This window comes from Pedobacter africanus (assembly GCF_040548825.1).
GTDB lineage: Bacteria > Bacteroidota > Bacteroidia > Sphingobacteriales > Sphingobacteriaceae > Pedobacter > Pedobacter africanus_A.
Genome location: NZ_JBEPSL010000001.1, coordinates 1,954,099 through 1,971,638 on the forward strand (window position 1 = coordinate 1,954,099; position 17,540 = coordinate 1,971,638).

At 41.8% G+C, this 17,540-nt stretch carries 20 protein-coding genes; 2 read left to right on the forward strand and 18 right to left on the reverse strand.

Going from position 1 to position 17,540, the window contains the following annotated elements; translation table 11 throughout:
* Positions 1-27: 27 nt before the first annotated feature.
* Entirely contained in the window at positions 28-708 is a 681-nt protein-coding gene (locus ABIE26_RS08045) for a hypothetical protein (protein WP_310138142.1), read from the forward strand.
* On the opposite strand, the gene ABIE26_RS08050 is transcribed toward ABIE26_RS08045, so the two are convergent.
* From ABIE26_RS08050 to ABIE26_RS08090, 9 genes are all read right to left on the reverse strand, one after another.
* Positions 662-1,693 carry an NAD-dependent epimerase/dehydratase family protein gene (locus ABIE26_RS08050; protein WP_310138141.1) on the reverse strand — a complete coding sequence of 344 codons (1,032 nt, stop codon included), beginning with the start codon at positions 1,691-1,693 and terminating at the stop codon, positions 662-664. The genes ABIE26_RS08045 and ABIE26_RS08050 overlap by 47 nt on opposite strands.
* Positions 1,694-1,757: 64 nt before the next feature.
* A complete protein-coding gene (locus ABIE26_RS08055) occupies positions 1,758-2,333 on the reverse strand; it encodes a Crp/Fnr family transcriptional regulator (protein WP_310138140.1) in 576 nt (191 codons plus the stop codon).
* Positions 2,334-2,886: 553 nt separating this feature from the next.
* On the reverse strand, positions 2,887-3,543 hold the full coding sequence (locus tag ABIE26_RS08060) for an ATP-binding cassette domain-containing protein (RefSeq protein ID WP_310138138.1): 657 nt from the start codon (positions 3,541-3,543) through the stop codon (positions 2,887-2,889).
* Positions 3,525-3,848, reverse strand: a complete 324-nt coding sequence (locus ABIE26_RS08065; RefSeq protein ID WP_310138137.1) for a hypothetical protein — start codon at positions 3,846-3,848, stop codon at positions 3,525-3,527. Before ABIE26_RS08065 ends, ABIE26_RS08060 begins: the two co-directional genes overlap by 19 nt.
* Before the next feature lie 28 nt (positions 3,849-3,876).
* On the reverse strand, positions 3,877-5,244 hold the full coding sequence (locus ABIE26_RS08070; protein ID WP_310138136.1) for a TlpA family protein disulfide reductase: 1,368 nt from the start codon (positions 5,242-5,244) through the stop codon (positions 3,877-3,879).
* A gap of 248 nt (positions 5,245-5,492) precedes the next feature.
* The gene (locus tag ABIE26_RS08075; RefSeq protein WP_310138135.1) at positions 5,493-6,143 is read right to left on the reverse strand and encodes a hypothetical protein; all 651 of its coding nucleotides are present in this window, start codon (positions 6,141-6,143) and stop codon (positions 5,493-5,495) included.
* A gap of 103 nt (positions 6,144-6,246) precedes the next feature.
* Positions 6,247-7,326 (reverse strand): dihydrofolate reductase family protein, encoded by a 1,080-nt coding sequence (locus ABIE26_RS08080; RefSeq protein WP_310138132.1) that lies wholly within the window; start codon positions 7,324-7,326, stop codon positions 6,247-6,249.
* 40 nt (positions 7,327-7,366) lie between these two features.
* Positions 7,367-7,531 (reverse strand): hypothetical protein, encoded by a 165-nt coding sequence (locus ABIE26_RS08085; protein WP_310138131.1) that lies wholly within the window; start codon positions 7,529-7,531, stop codon positions 7,367-7,369.
* Between the two features lie 114 nt (positions 7,532-7,645).
* Entirely contained in the window at positions 7,646-8,446 is an 801-nt protein-coding gene (locus tag ABIE26_RS08090) for a formylglycine-generating enzyme family protein (RefSeq protein WP_310138130.1), read from the reverse strand.
* Positions 8,447-8,569: 123 nt separating this feature from the next.
* On the opposite strand from ABIE26_RS08090, the gene ABIE26_RS08095 reads away from it, so the two are divergent.
* On the forward strand, positions 8,570-8,782 hold the full coding sequence (locus ABIE26_RS08095; protein WP_310138128.1) for a hypothetical protein: 213 nt from the start codon (positions 8,570-8,572) through the stop codon (positions 8,780-8,782).
* Between the two features lie 4 nt (positions 8,783-8,786).
* On the opposite strand, the gene ABIE26_RS08100 is transcribed toward ABIE26_RS08095, so the two are convergent.
* The 9 genes from ABIE26_RS08100 to ABIE26_RS08140 all read right to left on the reverse strand — a co-directional run bounded on the left by ABIE26_RS08100 (position 8,787) and on the right by ABIE26_RS08140 (position 17,534).
* Entirely contained in the window at positions 8,787-9,467 is a 681-nt protein-coding gene (locus tag ABIE26_RS08100; RefSeq protein WP_310138126.1) for a GNAT family N-acetyltransferase, read from the reverse strand.
* Positions 9,468-9,474: 7 nt separating this feature from the next.
* Complete coding sequence (locus ABIE26_RS08105) at positions 9,475-10,671, reverse strand: ATP-binding protein (protein WP_310138125.1); 1,197 nt, start codon at positions 10,669-10,671, stop codon at positions 9,475-9,477.
* Between the two features lie 85 nt (positions 10,672-10,756).
* Positions 10,757-11,986 carry an exo-beta-N-acetylmuramidase NamZ family protein gene (locus ABIE26_RS08110; RefSeq protein ID WP_310138124.1) on the reverse strand — a complete coding sequence of 410 codons (1,230 nt, stop codon included), beginning with the start codon at positions 11,984-11,986 and terminating at the stop codon, positions 10,757-10,759.
* Between the two features lies 1 nt (position 11,987).
* A complete protein-coding gene (locus ABIE26_RS08115; RefSeq protein WP_310138121.1) occupies positions 11,988-12,707 on the reverse strand; it encodes a YqjF family protein in 720 nt (239 codons plus the stop codon).
* Between the two features lie 15 nt (positions 12,708-12,722).
* The gene (locus ABIE26_RS08120) at positions 12,723-13,091 is read right to left on the reverse strand and encodes a DUF2809 domain-containing protein (RefSeq protein ID WP_310138119.1); all 369 of its coding nucleotides are present in this window, start codon (positions 13,089-13,091) and stop codon (positions 12,723-12,725) included.
* Between the two features lie 11 nt (positions 13,092-13,102).
* Entirely contained in the window at positions 13,103-13,567 is a 465-nt protein-coding gene (locus ABIE26_RS08125) for an SRPBCC family protein (protein ID WP_310138116.1), read from the reverse strand.
* 151 nt (positions 13,568-13,718) lie between these two features.
* Positions 13,719-15,002, reverse strand: a complete 1,284-nt coding sequence (locus ABIE26_RS08130) for a TlpA family protein disulfide reductase (protein WP_310138114.1) — start codon at positions 15,000-15,002, stop codon at positions 13,719-13,721.
* A 1-nt stretch (position 15,003) separates the two neighbouring features.
* Positions 15,004-16,140 (reverse strand): TlpA disulfide reductase family protein, encoded by a 1,137-nt coding sequence (locus ABIE26_RS08135; RefSeq protein ID WP_310138112.1) that lies wholly within the window; start codon positions 16,138-16,140, stop codon positions 15,004-15,006.
* A gap of 2 nt (positions 16,141-16,142) precedes the next feature.
* Positions 16,143-17,534: a RagB/SusD family nutrient uptake outer membrane protein gene (locus tag ABIE26_RS08140; protein WP_310138110.1), complete on the reverse strand. Its 1,392-nt coding sequence runs from the start codon at positions 17,532-17,534 to the stop codon at positions 16,143-16,145.
* Positions 17,535-17,540: the final 6 nt, after the last annotated feature.

Below are 17,540 nucleotides of genomic sequence, written 5' to 3' on the forward strand. Positions count from 1 at the left end.
ACCAGATTTTCAGAAAAAATGAAAAGTATGAAGCAGCAAAAAGATTGGAGAACCATCTCAGTTTTACCTTGTATATCCATAACAGACGCCTTGTCTTTCTGGCAAACACTAGGTTTTGATATTACTTACACACAAACCCGCCCCTACCAGTATGGCGTTGTAGAACGAAATGGGCATGCGCTGCACTTCGCCGGAAGAAAGGGAATGGACATAACCAATAATTTAAGCACTTGCCTGGTTATAGTACCAGCCATAGATATGGTATACCAAACATTTACACAAAAATTAAAGGAAAAGCTGGGCAGCGTTCCGCGCTCAGGCGTTCCAAGAATTTCACAAATGAAGCCCGGAGCCACACGGTTTACCCTTACAGATGTTTCTGGTAATGCTGTAATTTTCATTAACGATGGAAAGCAAGACCAGGAAACCTGGGAAAAAGCCGAAAACAAAGATCAAAGCCCATTGCAAAGGGCCATTGCAGTAGCCATCAGGTTTCGGGATTATAAGCGCGATGAAAAAGCGGCAGCAGCTACCCTTGACGCCGCCTTGCGAAAAGCAGAAAACGAAAGCCAAACAGACATTGCCGAAGCATTAACCATACGCATAGACCTGGCTATTTCAATGAATGACCTGCCCCGGGCAGCGGCTTTGATCAAATCGGCTAAAGATTTTGATCTGGTGCTTCCAGAAGCATATTATGTTCCATGAGATAGGCCAATGCTTCCTTTACTGCCTGCTCATTGTTTTTAGGATTAAATCCCAGTTCATTTGTGGACTTGGAAATATCAAAATCCTGTTGCAATCCTGAAAACATAGCAATATCTTTAGTGGTGAGTAAAGGTGGCTTTCCGCTTATTTTAGCCATCAACTCCATAAAACCTGCAATAGCATACAACATGAATTTGGGTACAGATCCAGGGATTTTTAATTTCAGTTCGGGATAAAGCTTTTGCGCTAATTTAGTGGTATCGGTAATGGTCATACATTTTTCATTGGCGAGGATATACCGCTCACCGCTACGACCTTTTTGTGCGGCCAAAAAGCAACCTTCCGCAACATCTTTCACATCAATCCAGTTCAGGGTAATTTTGGTATCTATTGGAATCTGGTTGTTCAAAATTAGTTTTAGTATACCATAAGAAACACTTAAAGGGGAAAATGCTTCGCTTCCAATCATTGCTCCAGGCATAACAGATACCAATTCAATTCCTAATTCTTTAGCCAGTTGAAAAGCCAGCCTTTCACCATCATTTTTAGAATTGTAATACATATCCCTGCGATCGGGATTGTAGCCATTGCTTTCTTTTGTTGGCAAGTGGGTGTAATCCAGTGCAGCAATAGAACTCACGTAGATAATTCTTTTTACTCCTGCTTCGGCCGCCGCTTCTATGGTGTTGCGTGTTCCTTGCATATTCACATCGTAAATTTCCTTTTTGGGGTCTTTAGCCCACAATTTAAAGGCTGCGCCAACGGCATAAAAGGTATCCACTCCCTGCAAGGCCCTTTTAAAAGAAGCCCTGTCTGTAATATCTGCCTGAACTACCTCGCAATCTAAATCTTTGAAACCTGCTGCATTTTTGATGTTGCGGACGGAGGCCCGTACCGGAATTCCTTTTTTTAGCAGTAACCTAACCAAGTTGTTGCCCAAATGTCCGTTGGCACCGGAAACCAGTGCTAAATTTTTATGTGTCATATGCTTTGATTTTAAATGATAGGGCAAAGTTCAGCCCTGCGCATTTAAAACCACTTCACAAATGTTACCTAATGATCTGTTTTCGGATGCGGCTTAAACTTTTGGGGTTCATGCCAAGAAAAGAAGAGATATATTGCATGGGAACATTCCGGAGAATCTCTGGATGTTCTTCCATCAGTTTTAAATACCGTTGTTCTGCATTAAGGGTGGCCAGTTCTTTTGCGCGGATTTCATTATAGGATAGCGACTGCTGAAATACCAGGATACTGAAATCTTTAAAAGCGGGGCTTTGTCCGACAAGCGTATCAAGATCAGATTTTGTAATCCTCAGCAACTCACATTCGGTAATACACTCCAGATTTTCATCAGATTTATGCTGATTAGCAAAATTAACATAAGAAGTAATGAAACCCGGCGGGCAATTGATATGCGTTGTTATTTCATCGCCCTTATCATTATAATGGAACAGACGGACAAAACCTGACACCACAAAATATAGGTAGCCAGGTATTTTCCCTTCTTCTTCAATTATCCGGTTTTTAGGATACCGCACCGGCTCAAAATATTGTATGCACAAATTCCTTTCTGATTCAGAAAGCGCTACACTTTGTGTAATGAGATGGATAAGTTGATTGTGCATCTTGCAAAGATAGAAAAAGAGGCTGTTTCTTTACCGCATAAGAAAATGATAACTTATAAGAAGTACCTAACGTTTATAGCAATAGTGTAAATATTTTTGCCTATAATCGGTTTTTTTCCGGTTATTGTGTTATAATTTCACACGTATGGGCTTTAAAGGGCGCAATATTTTAGAGATCTTAGTAAAAAACTACTTTTTACCGGCTAATCAGCATGTAAATTAACTCGTAGAGATGGGCCAGGAGCAAGCCTTATAAATAAACTGCAGTTTTAGGAAGTAACTGCTTCAAGCGTACCCCATCTGCAGGGATATAATTATTGCCATAGAAATAAAATTGCAGCAATGTGTCAGATAACTTTGAAAAATCGTTTGAAACACCTGTTATTTTATTGTAAGATAACTCCAGAAACTTAAGCTTTGGAAGATCAAGATAATGGAATAACAAAGTCAATTACCGGATCTAATGGTACAAATGGATTTGCTGGTGGTGGGATTAGCATGCTAAATAGTGATAACAGGTCGCTTTATAGATTTACCCCTTGATTGAAAAAAATTAATAGAGGTGTGCGATGTACCCATGAAGCTGCAGATCTTCAATACTGTTTATTTTGTAATTGCAGCCATTGTGCAAAAGGACAATACGGTCTGAAACATCAAGGATATGCTGATAGTAATGATCGGTTAGTATAATCCCCTTCAGCAACTTAAACCTGGCAATGTGTTTTTGCATTTCTTCAATAATTACCGGTGCAAGCTGAGAAAAGGGTTCATCGAGCAAAACAAAATCACTGTCGCTATACAGAATCAGGAAGCATTCTACCAAGCGCCTTTGTCCGCCGGAGAGTTCTTCCATGCGTTTATCCAGGATATCAATTATGGTTTGCTGCTGCAGCAGATCTGCTTTGTATTTATGGGTGTACAACTCAACAAGCTGCCGCACTTTCAAATTCCCAGGAATAAAATTATCTTGCGGTAAATAGGCCACTACCCCGGTTCTATAAGCTTTTTTAACCAGTTTGCCATTTAGCTTCATGTGCATATATCGTGGGGATATGCCGCCAAATATAATTTTCAGCAAGGTAGATTTCCCTGAACCATTTCTGCCCAGCAAGCCCACAACCTCTCCTACCAGGCAGTTTAAGTACACATTGTTTAATACCATGTTGTTACCGTAGCGATGCGCTACACTATCTACGTAAAGCTCTTGCATAGGTAACTCAGTAATATCATACAAACGAATAAGAGCAAATCCAGCAAGAACAGTGTTCCAAACAGTTGCCTGTAGCCAAAACCCAGATTGCGGTAATGGTAGGCCCTTGCTTCAAAAAAAGTTTTCTCTACCAAAAGGGACAAGCCATAGGCTATGGCTTTAAAAAGCAAAGCCACCATATATAAGGGATAGTGGTTGTAACCTTTAGACCAAAAGATTAAAATAAAATAAACACTTACAAACAACGTAAGGGCAATAGTGAACTTAAAGTGCTGTGTGTATATAAAAAATAGTTTTTTGAGCATCCCGGTTGGTTTTCAGCAGAGAAATAATTTACAACAAACCGTTAATCGCCTCTTTCACCTCCTTATTTCCAGGAAAAGGCGTGTATTTCTTTATAAGCTTACCTTCTTTGCTATACAACAAATAGGAAGGGATATATTCGAGCCCAAAATGATCCATAACGTACTCCCACTGATCCCCTTTCAGATAATAATGCTCACTGCCTATTCCTTTAATCTTTTCTTCCCATAGCTTGTGGGGTGAGGATCCATTTGTGAGGTACACAAATACGACATCTTTACTGTGAAACTCTCCTTTTGCAGTTCTGAACTCCTTCATTGCGTCGAGGCAGGGCGCACACCATGTTGCCCAAAGGTCTATAAAAACAACCTTTCCTTTATATTTAGACAGAATTGCTTCCATAACTTTATCTTTAGCAACCGACGAGACGTCGTTAACAACAACAGGTGATTTGAATTTATCCAATTCAGTTACCTGCTGGTTTTTTCGGAATAGTATTTTAGCGATCTCCCCGTTTTTCCAATATTTTGTGATATTTTCTTTTTGCTTTTCGCTTAGCGGTCTTAGTTCTTCATTGAGCTGCCGGCCATAGGCATTGGCCGCCAAAATATCATAGTAAGGGCCACTATTGAAGCCTATCAGGTCCGCTAAAATAACTTTCACTTTTGCCAGCCAGGTAGAGATTTCGCTTTCGCCGATTACAGGCAGCGCCAATATTTCATTTTGAAGGATTTTACTTTGGAGTTCCGGGAACTGCGAGCAATTTAAGTATTGAGGATCATTGAGTTTAAAGTCTCTCAAAAAACGGTAGTACGTCCTATCGATCTGCCGGATATCGGGCATACTGTTTTTATCCTTATTTGTATTGCGATAATTGTGTTTCATATACCCTTCATAATCAAAGACAAATGAATTGTACAGGAACAAATAAAAATCTTTAGACAATAATCCTTTTTGAGCTTCTGACATCAATGTATCATTTTTTACAACCATTAATCTTTCCGATAAGATGTTCCTGGCATAGTTCAGAAAATAATCCGTACCCTTATTGTACAAAGGTTCGGGTGCCCTACCCGATCTGTACTCAATCATCTCACCTACGGCCTCGATACTTCTGGTCATATCATTTTTAGTCAGATAAGCTGGCCAAACCTTAATATTTTGAATATTATCATCTGAATCGTAAGCAATATCAACCTCTGTAACACCGCCACTAGTCAATTTAAGAAAAAGGGACTTCTCCGGATTTATACTTGTGTTTAAACCAATTGGAGATATATATGTTTCAATATCAACAACCATAGAGAATTTCCCTGACTGATCAACAGGTATATTGTATTTAACATAGGCTCCTGAAATCGGAAGAGAAATGCCAAAAGTTACAATGATATTATTCATGTTTGTGTGATTTGGGCTTATTATCTTTCCTGTTATTGTAGCTGTACCCGCTTTTATACCAGGTGTATCTATTGCTACAGCAAAAGACTGATTGAAGGACATCAAGAGCAAAAAGCTGAATATGCAAAAAAGATTAACCCTGATTATTTTAGTCATAGATGTAAGGCATTTTCTTTTTTGAACAAAGAGATAAGAGTGTATAGGAATATTTGGTTCGTTTCAAAAGTAGTAAAATTCATTCGGTTTGGTTAATTTATCTTTCCATTCTTAAAATCCAGGTTTAAAGAATAAGGGTTTCCATAAAAATCATCTGCGTTTTTCCACTTGGGTGCTGCTTTTAATACTCTGAGTACTTCAGCCCTAACTTCTGCACCTAAATGGTTACTTACACCCAAGTGTTCCAATACTCCATTCCTCCCTAAAGTAAATGAAGCGGTTATCCTACCGTTAACTGAAGTGGGAAGTTTACAATTTTTTACCACAAAGGCGCGCAATGTTTTTAACTGGGCGGGGCTTGTTGTGCATACAACTTCGCCTAATAGCACTGGATGAGTACCTGATGCCGTTGGTTCCTTTGCAACTACACCAATTGTTTTTTCCTGTGCCTTTAGTTTTTCCGCAAAAGCGCCAAAACCTATAAAAACCATCGCTGCTACCAGCCATTTCTTCCAATAAGGCTTCTTAGGGGTTTTAAGCATTTGATCACTGTTAAACATTCCACAAATGCTGTTATTGTTCTCCTGTAAGATCCTGGCAAAATAGGCTACATTTTCATTTCTTAAATCGTATACTTTCTTTTGACAGGCATTACAAAACCGGCCTTCAGCAACCGGCTCCATAGCTTCCCAGTTCTGGTTACAGCTAAAATTTAAGCGGGCATTTGTGATCTTATTTTCCATAATCGTGTTGTTTTAATTACGGATGCTGAAAATGTAACTATTCCATAAATATCATTATGTATAACCTAATCTCAACAGATCAGAGAAATAATAGTGAGTATAGCTACATTGTCCCTGTCTTTACATTGCCGTCAGGTAAATAACTGGCCAGGAACACGCCTGTGCCAGATACTGCTGAATCACTTAATTTCCACTGCATAGGTTGTGTACCTTCCTGGAAAAGTCGTTCACCGCTACCCAAGGTAACCGGAAACGTTAAGGTGTGCAGCACATCAACCAGTTGATGCTGAAACAAAGTCTGGCAGAGTTTCCCGCTTCCGTAAACCAGCAAGTCTGGCCCCGTCTGCCCTTTCAGCTTTTTCAGTTCCTGTACCACATCTGCAGAAATAAGCGATGAATTTTTCCATGAAATATCTGTATCGGTACCACCTACCACAATTTTTTGAATGCGATTAAATGTTTCGGTGGTTGGATTGTTCTCCTGATGCGGCCAAAAAGCAGCAAAGATCTCGTAGGTACGCCTTCCCAACAACAGATCGTAAGGCGAACGGGTTATCTTGGCCATATAGTTGGTCATGACCTCGTCCCAGTGCGGAAAGCTCCAGCCTCCCCATTTAAAATTGTTACGGCGATCTTCATCTGGGCTGCCGGGCGCCTGTATAACGCCATCCATAGTTAAAAAAGCGCAAACAATAATTCTTCTCAAAGCACCCCCACGCTGATAAAACCGTCCTTTGTCGAAATGATGATGTGCATAGAATGCATGCTGATCAAACTCACTGATTGCATCCTCCATTCTTAAAGCAGCAGGGCTTCCTATGATATTCCGGATATGCACCTCCATTTCCGGCCTGATCTCATCCTTATTGTAATCAGGCAGCGCATTGTACTGGTCAATGTGTAATCCAGGTAACACCACCTCATCATCGCTGGTGTGCAGATGGGCAATGCCCAAAGGGATCATCACTTTTTTAGCCCCAAGGTTCATCCCGTTATCTTCCAGGTTAATAACCAGGTACCTTACCGCCTTGGTTTGAGGCTCGAAAAGTAATTCATACACCTCACCAATATATACCCCCGTCTCATTTTTGACCTCCCAGCCAATTATATCGGGTTCTCCGTTAACAATCTGAAAATTACTGCGGCTCAATTCCTGCAGATAGTTGTAGGTATGTTCTCCCATGGTTTGTTTTCTTTAAATTTTAGGATGTTTTTGCAAATACTTAGTTTTTGCGGGCATCGGCCGGAACGGAATCTGCAGAACTTACCGGAATTTGCTCATTACAGTTTTTTATCAACATACCAGCAAGCAGTATAACTAACAATGCAATTAATGCCCATAACCACAGTGGTCTGGACGGTTTTGGTTCTACTTCTAAATGTGCCATATCTTTTAGGATAAGATCAATGCAGTTTCGCCTTGAAACCAGGAATAGAACAAATGCTGTAAAGAAAAGGTTTTGTATAGCTCGGGCGCTTTGGGTAATAGGTTGCTATTACTTTCAATTTCTTTTATATGGTAAGGATAACACACATCTAAACCCTACAGTTGCAGAACAATCTTTATAATGATAACCCTCTCGCCAGGTAGGACGTATAGCTGATATTGGGCTATTAACACTGGCGCCACGAATAACAATACTATCCGCGTTGTAAGGTTTCCTTATAATCGGATAAATGATTTTTTTGCCATTCGCAAGCCATTCCTTTCTTAGTTTTGCCAACTCTGCATAATTATTCCGCCTCCACTGATCTAAGCAAAACTCTGAAACACTGCCTTGCATATCATAAAGCTGAGGGGCATTTTTTGCAGCATATTCCCATTCTGCTTCCGTTGGTAAGCGCTTACCCTTCCATTTTGCGTACGCTTTGGCTGCACGCCAGCTTACATAAACAACCGGTTGGTTTTCTGTTCCCTTTTTGTAGCTGTCCAAATTCCAATCTTTCAGATAGTTCCCATTATGTAAGCTATCGGCTATATAGCGCTTGGCCCAATCAGGATTGGCATCTGTAAATTTCTTAAATTCAGCATTAGTAACGTCATGCCTGTCTATATAAAAAGATCTTACCGTTGTCCCATTACCCGGAAATTCTTGTGAAAATGACGATTCAGGTAAATTGAATTTTGCGGCTAGCATGCTAACTTGGTTACTATCCAGTCCCATTTGAAAAACACCCCCTTTAACCAATATCATGCCTTTTTTTGATGTTTCCTGGTATCCAACACCTGCCGGATCTATGACTGCAGACACGCTTGTGAGCAAAAGAAAACTGCTGAATAAAATTACCAAAAGCTGTTTCATAAATATCAGAGTAATATGTTGATGGTAAGTGTAATAACGGTACGTAAAATCAATATGCAAGGTAATAAATGTGGCAAAACATTTTGCATTGGGTTATGTTAATATAGCATCAAACCTTAAATCATGAACAGGACTTTCGGATTAATTCTCATTGTAATTGGTATAATAATGTTTGTATGGACTGGTTTTTCTTATACTAAAAAGGAAAAAGTACTGGATGCAGGCCCTATTGAAATCTCTGCCGACAAAGAGAAAACGGTAAACTGGCCGCCTTATGTTGGCGGTATCGTGTTGGTAGCGGGTGTAATTATAATGGCTACTGCTAAGAAAAAATAGGCGTTCAGCTTCTTTTTATCACATGGAAATACATCTCCGTACGAATGACAAATCCCAGATGCTCATATAGTTTTATAGCCCTGGTATTGTCTGCTCTTACATGCAAATAAGGGATGTTACCACTGGCTATGACGTCGCGGATCAGTTCATTGAGTACCTTTCTGGCTAAACCCTTGCCAGCACTATCAGGATGTGTACACACAGCGCTGATCTCCGTAAAACCCTGCACCTGCAACCGCTGCCCAGCCATAGCTACCAGCTGCTGATCTTGAAAAATACCTTTATAACCTCCAAAATCAATCGTTCGCCTGGCAAATGGTCCGGGTTGGGTAAGCTTAGTCAAACTCAGCATCTCCTCCACATCTTTTTCTGTCAAATGCACCAGGCCTTCTCCCGGTACAGCTTCCGGTTCTTTTCCTTCAAAAACCATCTGGTAACCGGGCACCTTAGCTACCACATCAAACGGTGCAGGATCAAGATCTTCCTTTGGATAAAATAACACCGCAACCTGATCTGGCTGGACCAGCTCAAATAGCTGCTGAAAATTCCCGGGCGTATATGCATTAAGCCCCGCAAAAGGAGCTACATCAGTATTGAATAGCTTTACGCTATCATTACCGCTTCCCAGATGGGCATTTACCGAATTCAGCGCAAACCATATCGGATTATCTAAAATAACATTCATAGCTTAATCAATATAGAAAACCAAAAAGCCACAGTGGAATTTTATTACCAAAACCGTATTCCAGGTCATCTGCTACAATATAAGCTTGCGCTTCTCCCTGTATTTGTTTGCCAGATTTATTTTTGCCCCCAACTTCCATCAGGAATTTTCCGTTCACCATAAAATCCCCCACCTTTGGATAAGTCACTGTAGCTCCCGAATTTTGGACCTGCGACAGAAAAAATGTTTCCCTTACATTGCCGGTTTCAGGTTTCCCCTCAGCTAAGGCAGCAATAAGGCTGGTATTGTGCAAATAAACTTTTTCGGGCTTGTTCATCAGGCTTATTCCATGTGAAGCTGAACGCAAATTATTAATCAGTTGCGCCTGTTCCAATATATGTAGCATTTCCAATAAGCGGATTCTGGATGTATCTACGTGCTCTGCAAGCTTAGAGATGTTAGGTGTGAAAGGAACAGAAGTAGAGATGACATACAAAAGTTTCTTGAGTTTAGCTAATGTAGCAACTTCGATTGCCTTTGCCTCGGGCAAATCATAATCGATAATTACGTTGATCAACTGGTTGATACGCATAAAATAATCGGATTCACCTTCCACAAAAAAGGGATATGCACCATAACTGAAATAATCGTTAAGTGATTTTAGTGGTGAGGGAATAATTTTATGCAGCTCTTGTGCTATTTCGACATGATTAGTCAGTATATCATCAAAATTATAAGCCGGAACCTCTAACGAATCCTTTATGGAAATGTACTCCCGAAGTGACAATTCAGGCAAATGATAATTTAATAAACGTCTGCTGAGGTCAACCCTGGATTGCTGTAAAGCCAGGATAGAAGACCCTGAAATCACCAATTTCATTTCGGGCAAAAAATCATATATATTCTTTACTGCCGTTTGCCAGTCATCATATTTATGTACTTCATCCAAAAAGAGATGCCGGCCGCCAAGTCCGTAAAAACGTTCTGCAACTTCTACCAGATTATTTTGTCGAAAGTATAGATCATCCAGAGAGGTGTACAATGTCTGTTCTAAAGGCAAATTTGCTTGAATATATTGGAGCATCATGGTTGATTTACCCGTACCACGTGCACCTTCTATGCAAATCCCCCGTGCTTTCCAGTTGATCTGGTAACTAAGCCCTCGTCTGAATTCAGTGCGATTTGTACTGATTAAGCGGCGAAATTTATTGATTAACACTTCCATCGTTTCACCAAAGATACAAAATTAAGTCAAAAACGTATCACACAAGATACAATAATAAGAAAAAATCGTATCACATACGATACGATTAAGGATACAACAGGTACTTAGCCCGTATGGCCTTAAACTTTTGCAATCCGGGTTCCCAGCTTTTCCTGATGTCTGCTTCTGATACCCCCGCTATGATCTGTTTTCTCAATTTATCGGTACCTATACGCAGATCAAAAGCCGAAATATCCTGGTTTGCCCTTCCTGGAGTAAAGAAATTGGCTTTATCCGGATAGGCTTTGTACAATTCAATTAATAAGGACAAATCAATTTGACGGCTCTTTTTAAGCTGGTTGATGTCGTAATTGCGAAGATCTAGCCCATAACAGACCACATCTTTATGGTTTGGCCGCTCGCTCATGCCTGGAATACTTACCGGTTTGTAGGAAAATGCATATTTGCCTTTCAGCGCAGGTGCGCCCAATATGGTAAATGGCATATAGGTTCCACGACCTTCGTTGATGGCTGTTCCCTCAAACATGCATAAGCTTGGAAAAAGCATCACAGCCTGCTGCGTGTTCAAATTGGGCGAAGGATTGATCGGCAGTACATAGGGCATGTCGTGATTGTAATTGGCAACCTTTATAATTTTGATTTTGCAGGGTTGCTTAAGATAGCCTTCGCCATTAAGGTATTGGGCAAACTCTCCTATGGTCATACCATGGGTCATGGGCGTATAATGTATGCCTATGGCAGATTTAAACCTGTCTTCCGTCATTACCGGCCCGTCGACCACATATCCATTAGGATTAGGTCTGTCCAGGATCAGCAGTTCTTTGTTGTTTTCTGCACAGCCTGTCATCACATGCTCCAGTGTATTGATATTGGTATAGTAGCGGCAGCCCACATCCTGGATGTCGAATACCATAAGGTCTATGCCCTCCAGCTGTTCTTTTGTCGGCTTCTCGTTCCGGCCATATAAGGAGATGATAGGAATGCCGGTTTTGGCGTCTACCTCGCTGTTCACCACAGCCCCATTACTGGCATTGCCTCTAAAACCATGCTCTGGCCCAAACACCTTTACTATTTTAATTCCCAGGCTTAGCAAGCTGTCTACGCTGCTTTTCTTGCCTATTATAGAACTTTGATTGGCTACCAGGCCAATTCGTTTGCCTTTCAAATAAGACAGGTATTTTTCAGTCTGGTCTGCACCCGTAATGATTTCCTTTTTACCGGATGCATCCTGATTTAATGCGGCCTTTTGTGCCGAAGATTTGGTGTTGCTGATCAGCAAAAATGCCAAAAGAAGTATAGAAACAGATTTCATCATTTTATAAAGTTATAATTTTTAAAGTCTTCTTTTCTACAGCAACTTCAGATCCTTCGGCCAGCATTACAGAAACCGGCTGCTGCTGGTTCAGAAATGCAAAGCTTTCGCCATAGTTCAATCCAAAATCTACATCAATACTAAAATCTGTTACCGGGTAATGTCCCCATCTGGGATGCTTAACCTCATATTCATTTGTTTTAAGGTCATTACATCTGGCGTAACCCCAATAATGCTCGGTAATAAACTCTGTTTCCTGTCCTGCTGATATTTCCTGCAGTTCTTTCCCGGCCGCAACGCTGATGTGCTGCCATTTGCCTTTACATTTCCAGGCGTAGGCTACCATACGCGCTGTTTCCGTTTCATTCCAGCTGTGTTTCATTGCCGTAGCCACATAGTTTTCGTTGTACATGGTATTGGCCACAAAAGCCAGGGCAAATTTAGGGACGATCTCTTTAATGAACACCACTCCCCTTTTCCAGCTGCCGTTATCTGGATAACGCACATAAAAACGGAGGTTAACCTCTTCAAAATTGGTATGAAAGGGTACGCGGATGCCCATAAGCCGCGTGTTCTTAAACAAAAACCCTATTAAACTCACGTAGCAGGTACCGTTCCACAAATCCAGCTCCGTGCCTGCAGGTACAAAGGGTTGCAATACCTTTGGGTCAATTGCATAATTGGCAATTGCCAGTTTTCGCCACTCAGCGGTTAAAAAACTCATGCATCAAATATAACTTTATACTATCCTTTGCGCGGTAACAATCAGCATACAAATTACTGTCCCGATGGTATAAGCTATAATATCACTCCAAAGAAAACCATGGCCCAATACCAATGCCCCGAGGGTCGTATTTCGAATGTTATTGATCCAGGTTGCGTTATAGAGCTGACTAAATTCTATAAGCAAACAAACCGACAGGCTAATCAAAGCTACTTTTCGATAGCTTAGCCTGATCAGCAGCGTTTTAACCAAAAGGAACATCATAACTGCATACAGTATATCGCCCACTATTAACGGGATAACCGTTACCTTTCGGGACAAAATACCCAAAGCAATAACAACAAGTGTTAAAAGTAAATACCGAAACCTAAGGCCTGTTTTCAAAATCCAGTTGTTTATAAAATCGTCTCGCTTTTTTCAGCGTGTTCCTTAATTACCTGATTTCGCTGTATCAGCAACCTGGTCAAATAACGTTTTAGAAAAAGTACATCGGCCAGTTTACCCAGAACTCCAAGTGGCGAAGCATAATTAAAAATGTCAGTCATTAGTGTACCTCCATTCTTTTCCTCAAAGATATGCTCATGCCTTATGGATTTAAAAGCCCCTGAGATCATTTCATCCACAAAATAATCGGGAACATCCATTGCGGTAATTTTAGAGCTGAGTTGCTGGACTACACCAAAATGCTTTGCTTCCCAGGTTACGGTTTCCCCAAGTTCAATAAGCCCGGAAGTTCTTCCTGCAATGGCCCTTTCATTGGTATGGGCCGTTGAAATCTGGTGAAGATCAATGCTCCTTGCAAAGTCAAACACAATGGCTTTGGGTGCTTTGATATCGGTTTCTAGTTTTACAATTGGCATTTACAAATAAAGGGAATAGTTTGCGATATAAAAAAGCCATAACCGCATAGTTTGCAGGTTATGGCTTGCTATAATGGTTATTTATCAGAGAACAGCCTGAGTAAAGTTCTTCCTGCTACCAGGAGAATCAGGATTAGAATTACGATAAAACTCATAGCGATAGGTTGATCATAGCAGATAATTCTGCCTCAAGAAGCCCATCATCGCCTGAAAAGCCCAAAGTCCTGAAACGTATATTCCCGTCACCGTCTATCACCAGCTTATAAGGGATACCCCGCCCTCCTTTATAATGAGTAAAGGCTTTATACAAATTCATATCACTGGTCTTTTCGTCCATCAAAATGTTAAAAGGCAGGGGGTTCTTACTCAAATAATCCTTTACGGTCTTCAACGCATCGCCCTCTTCCATTGTACAGATGTAAAAAAACTTCACGTTGGGATTGTCCTTATACTTATCCATCACCTTTTGCATCGCAGGAAAGGAACGTACACAGGGCCCACACCAGGTTGCCCAGAAATCAATAACCATTACTTTGCCTTTCATTCCTGCCCCGCCTAAAACCACCGGTTCGCCATTGATATTCTTCAAGACCATCTCGCCCACAGGTTCTTTCAACATGTTTTTCTTGAGTTCGGTAATGAGCTGAAGGGTATCCACTGCCTTTTTTTCTATGGGTTTATGGTCTTCTCTGGGCTGCTGTTTTCTGCTTTTCTTTTGCTTCACATATTCACCATCCGGAAACCTGGTTTCCAATAACTTATCCAGCGAATCGGCCTGCTGCTTTGTTCCTAAAAAAGAAAGGTATAGCTGCGCCATCATTAAATCACTTTCTTTGTCGCTTTTCAAGGCGGTAAGCCTTTTTACCAGATCGGCTTTATCATCTCGTCCAGGGGAGTTGGCCAGCATATTGTAAAATCGCTGGCGCAGGGACGCTTCGCTTTCCGGATGGGAATACATTTCCTGCTTCATGAACTGCAGGGCCCGGTCCTGGTCCTTCTTTAACCCATAAGGGTCGGGTGGCCCGCCATCTATAAGCAACGCCATTGTTGCATAAGCATACTGAACCGGCCTGCCCTTGCTGTAAACAGGTAAAAGATAGCCTTTTCCATCCCGGTTATCCATCACTTTCTGCTGCCCGTCTGTAAATACCAGGTAAACCAATAGTGTACTATCTGGCACCCTTATAGCTCCCTCCCAGCGTGCCTTCTGTTTTTTCATTTGGAAAACCAAGGTTCGTGCCTTCTGCTCCCCCACATAAAAAACGGCAATTCCACTCACCCGCTCTGCAGCTGCCAAGGGGCCGCCAGCTGCATCGTAACTAACCTGAAAGGGCTTACCGGCAACAGGTCTCACATCTTTTAGTGCTGTTATTTCCTGTGCCGATACGTTTGTATACACCAGTAAGGCATACCATAATGAAAGAAATCTTTTCATGCTACTTAAACAGGTTTTCTATTTTATTTTCAAGATCCTTATCGGTAAGGTTACTGGCCACAATTTTCCCCTGCTGGTCAATGATTACATTTGCCGGGATACCCGCTATTGGATACGTTTTGGCCACACTACTCTTAAAGGCCTTCAGGTCAGATACATTTATCCATTGCAGCTTTTCCACTTCGGATGCCTTCTCCCAGTTGTACCGGTTATCGTCCATAGAGAAAGACACAATTTCCATTCCTTTGGCTTTGTATTGTTTATACAATTGTTTCAATAAAGGGATTTCTTTACGACAAGGTCCGCACCAGGATGCCCAAAACTGGACCAATGTATATTTATTGGCTTTCACTATAGGGGCAAGACTCATGCTTTCCCCTTTCAGATTGGCCGCAGTAAAATCTGCAAACTGTTCGCCCAGCATTCCCGCGTGCCTGCGGGCCAATGCCTCGGCCTGTTGTTTGGCCATTGCCCTTACCCTGCGCATCATAATGGTATTTTCTCCTACCTTTGGCGCTACCTTATCGATAATCTCCATGGTTTTAGCTGCATCCGGCTGCAGCTCGCACATTAGGGCCGCCATTACCTTAACGTTCGGATCCGGATTGTTTTTTACCAAAGCCGCCAGGTAGCTGCTCCTCAGCTCTTCTTTTTCTAAAAACGGCTGAATCATTTCCCACTCCTCCTTTGTGCCTTTAATTGCTGCTACATTTCCGCCCCTGGTCAGTTTTCGGAACAATTCATCGGCTGCTATATAGGCCTTATTTCTCAGGTAGCCCGATAAAACCGGGTTATATTTGCCACCCTTAATTTCGAAGGTACCATCGGCATTTATGCGGTACTGAACTACTGCAGGTTCAACAATTATAGTACCCCCAAAGCCTCTGTTGATCTGCAAAACAGCAAGGCTGAGTTCATCAACAGGAATGGCCATATGGAATTTACCGCCTGTTACAGTAGTAGTGGCCAGTTTATCAATTGACCCTTCGGTGTACCTGATCAGCTCTACCTGCTGCCCGTCTTTGCCTACGGCAGTTCCGCTAATTTCAAACTGATTGGCGGCCATTACCGCCGAAGTGCATACCAGCAGCACAATGGCCAGCAGGTATTTTATTTTTTGGATATAAGTTGTTTTCATGATTAACGTGGATTTTGTAAGATTTCGGGATTAAGGTCTATGTATTTTCTTCCTATGGGCAGTACCGAACGCGGACTTGCCGGAGCAAGTGTATAAGTCTTGCCGTTAATGGTATGGGTGATGGCAATGTTATCACCATCAACCGCGTTGTAACGTTTGATATCGAACAGCCTGAAGCCCCGAAAAGCCAGTTCCCGGCGGCGTTCTGCCTTAACAAGGCTAAGTGCCTCTGCAGGGCTGCCTGCATTAAGGGTATAGCTGCTGCCGGTTTTATATCTTGAGGCCCGTAGTGTGTTCAGGTCCTGTAATGCTTCCTGAGTTTTGCCGTTCCTTGCATTACATTCGGCGCGTGTTAAATACATCTCGGCGGTAGATAGGCCTTTTGCAGGTGTATTCCCTGTCCAGTCGGTACTGATATAGCCATTATTTAAGCCAAAAATCGCGTCGCTGGCATACAAAGTTTTAAAACGAAGGTCGTTCTGTTTGTCGTACAAAGCAATAAGCGCGGCGTTTGCATAAAACAATGAGGTACTGGAAACAGTCGATTTCAATTGCAATATTTCTTTGTTCTGCAGATTAAGCGGCAACTGGAGGTTACCCGCAAATACAACACTGGCAGGCAAACTATTGTAATTGTTTAAGGTATTATAACTCTTCAAAGCTGCATCTGCATATTTGAAAGCCTCGGCGATGTTGTTCATATAGAGATATGTCCTGGCCAGCAAGGCCTCGGCACCGGCTTGAACGGGCCGGTAATTGTAGTTGGTTTCTGGCGTAAGCGGCAATTTACCAAGGGCAAGCTGCAGATCATTCAGTATAAAGTTATATACTTCCTGCACCGTTGCCCTGTTCAGCTTCTCCTCAAAATCGAGCCCGGTACGCAAGGGCACCCCCATATCGGCTGATGCACCCGAGGTACTGTAAGGTTTGGCATAAAGGTTTACCAGCATCAAAAAGGCATATGCACGATGCACCCTTGCTTCGGCCTGTAGCTTGTTCTTTTCAGCCTCCGTACCCCCTTCCGATTCCATGACTTCTTTGATGACAAGATTGGCCACATAAACCTGGTTATAAAGCGCTTCCCAATCTGGATCTGATTCAAAATCCTGGTAAATGTGATCAGCGAACATCAGCAGGTTCTGATCAGAAGCTTTGTAAAAGCTGGCCGAAAAAGCATTGACCTCGATGTCATCACTCATCAGCAAATCATTACTGAAACTGCTTACAAATCCTACAGAACTACCCTTTGCTGTAGTTTGATTGAGCAATAAACGATAGTCGTTTGTTGTTTTAGGAATGATCTTTCCTTTTGGCACAACGTCCAGGTATTTTTTGCATGAGGTCAGGCTTACAAGTACGGCCCCAAGCAGCAATATGTATTTTATATTTTTCATCCTGTT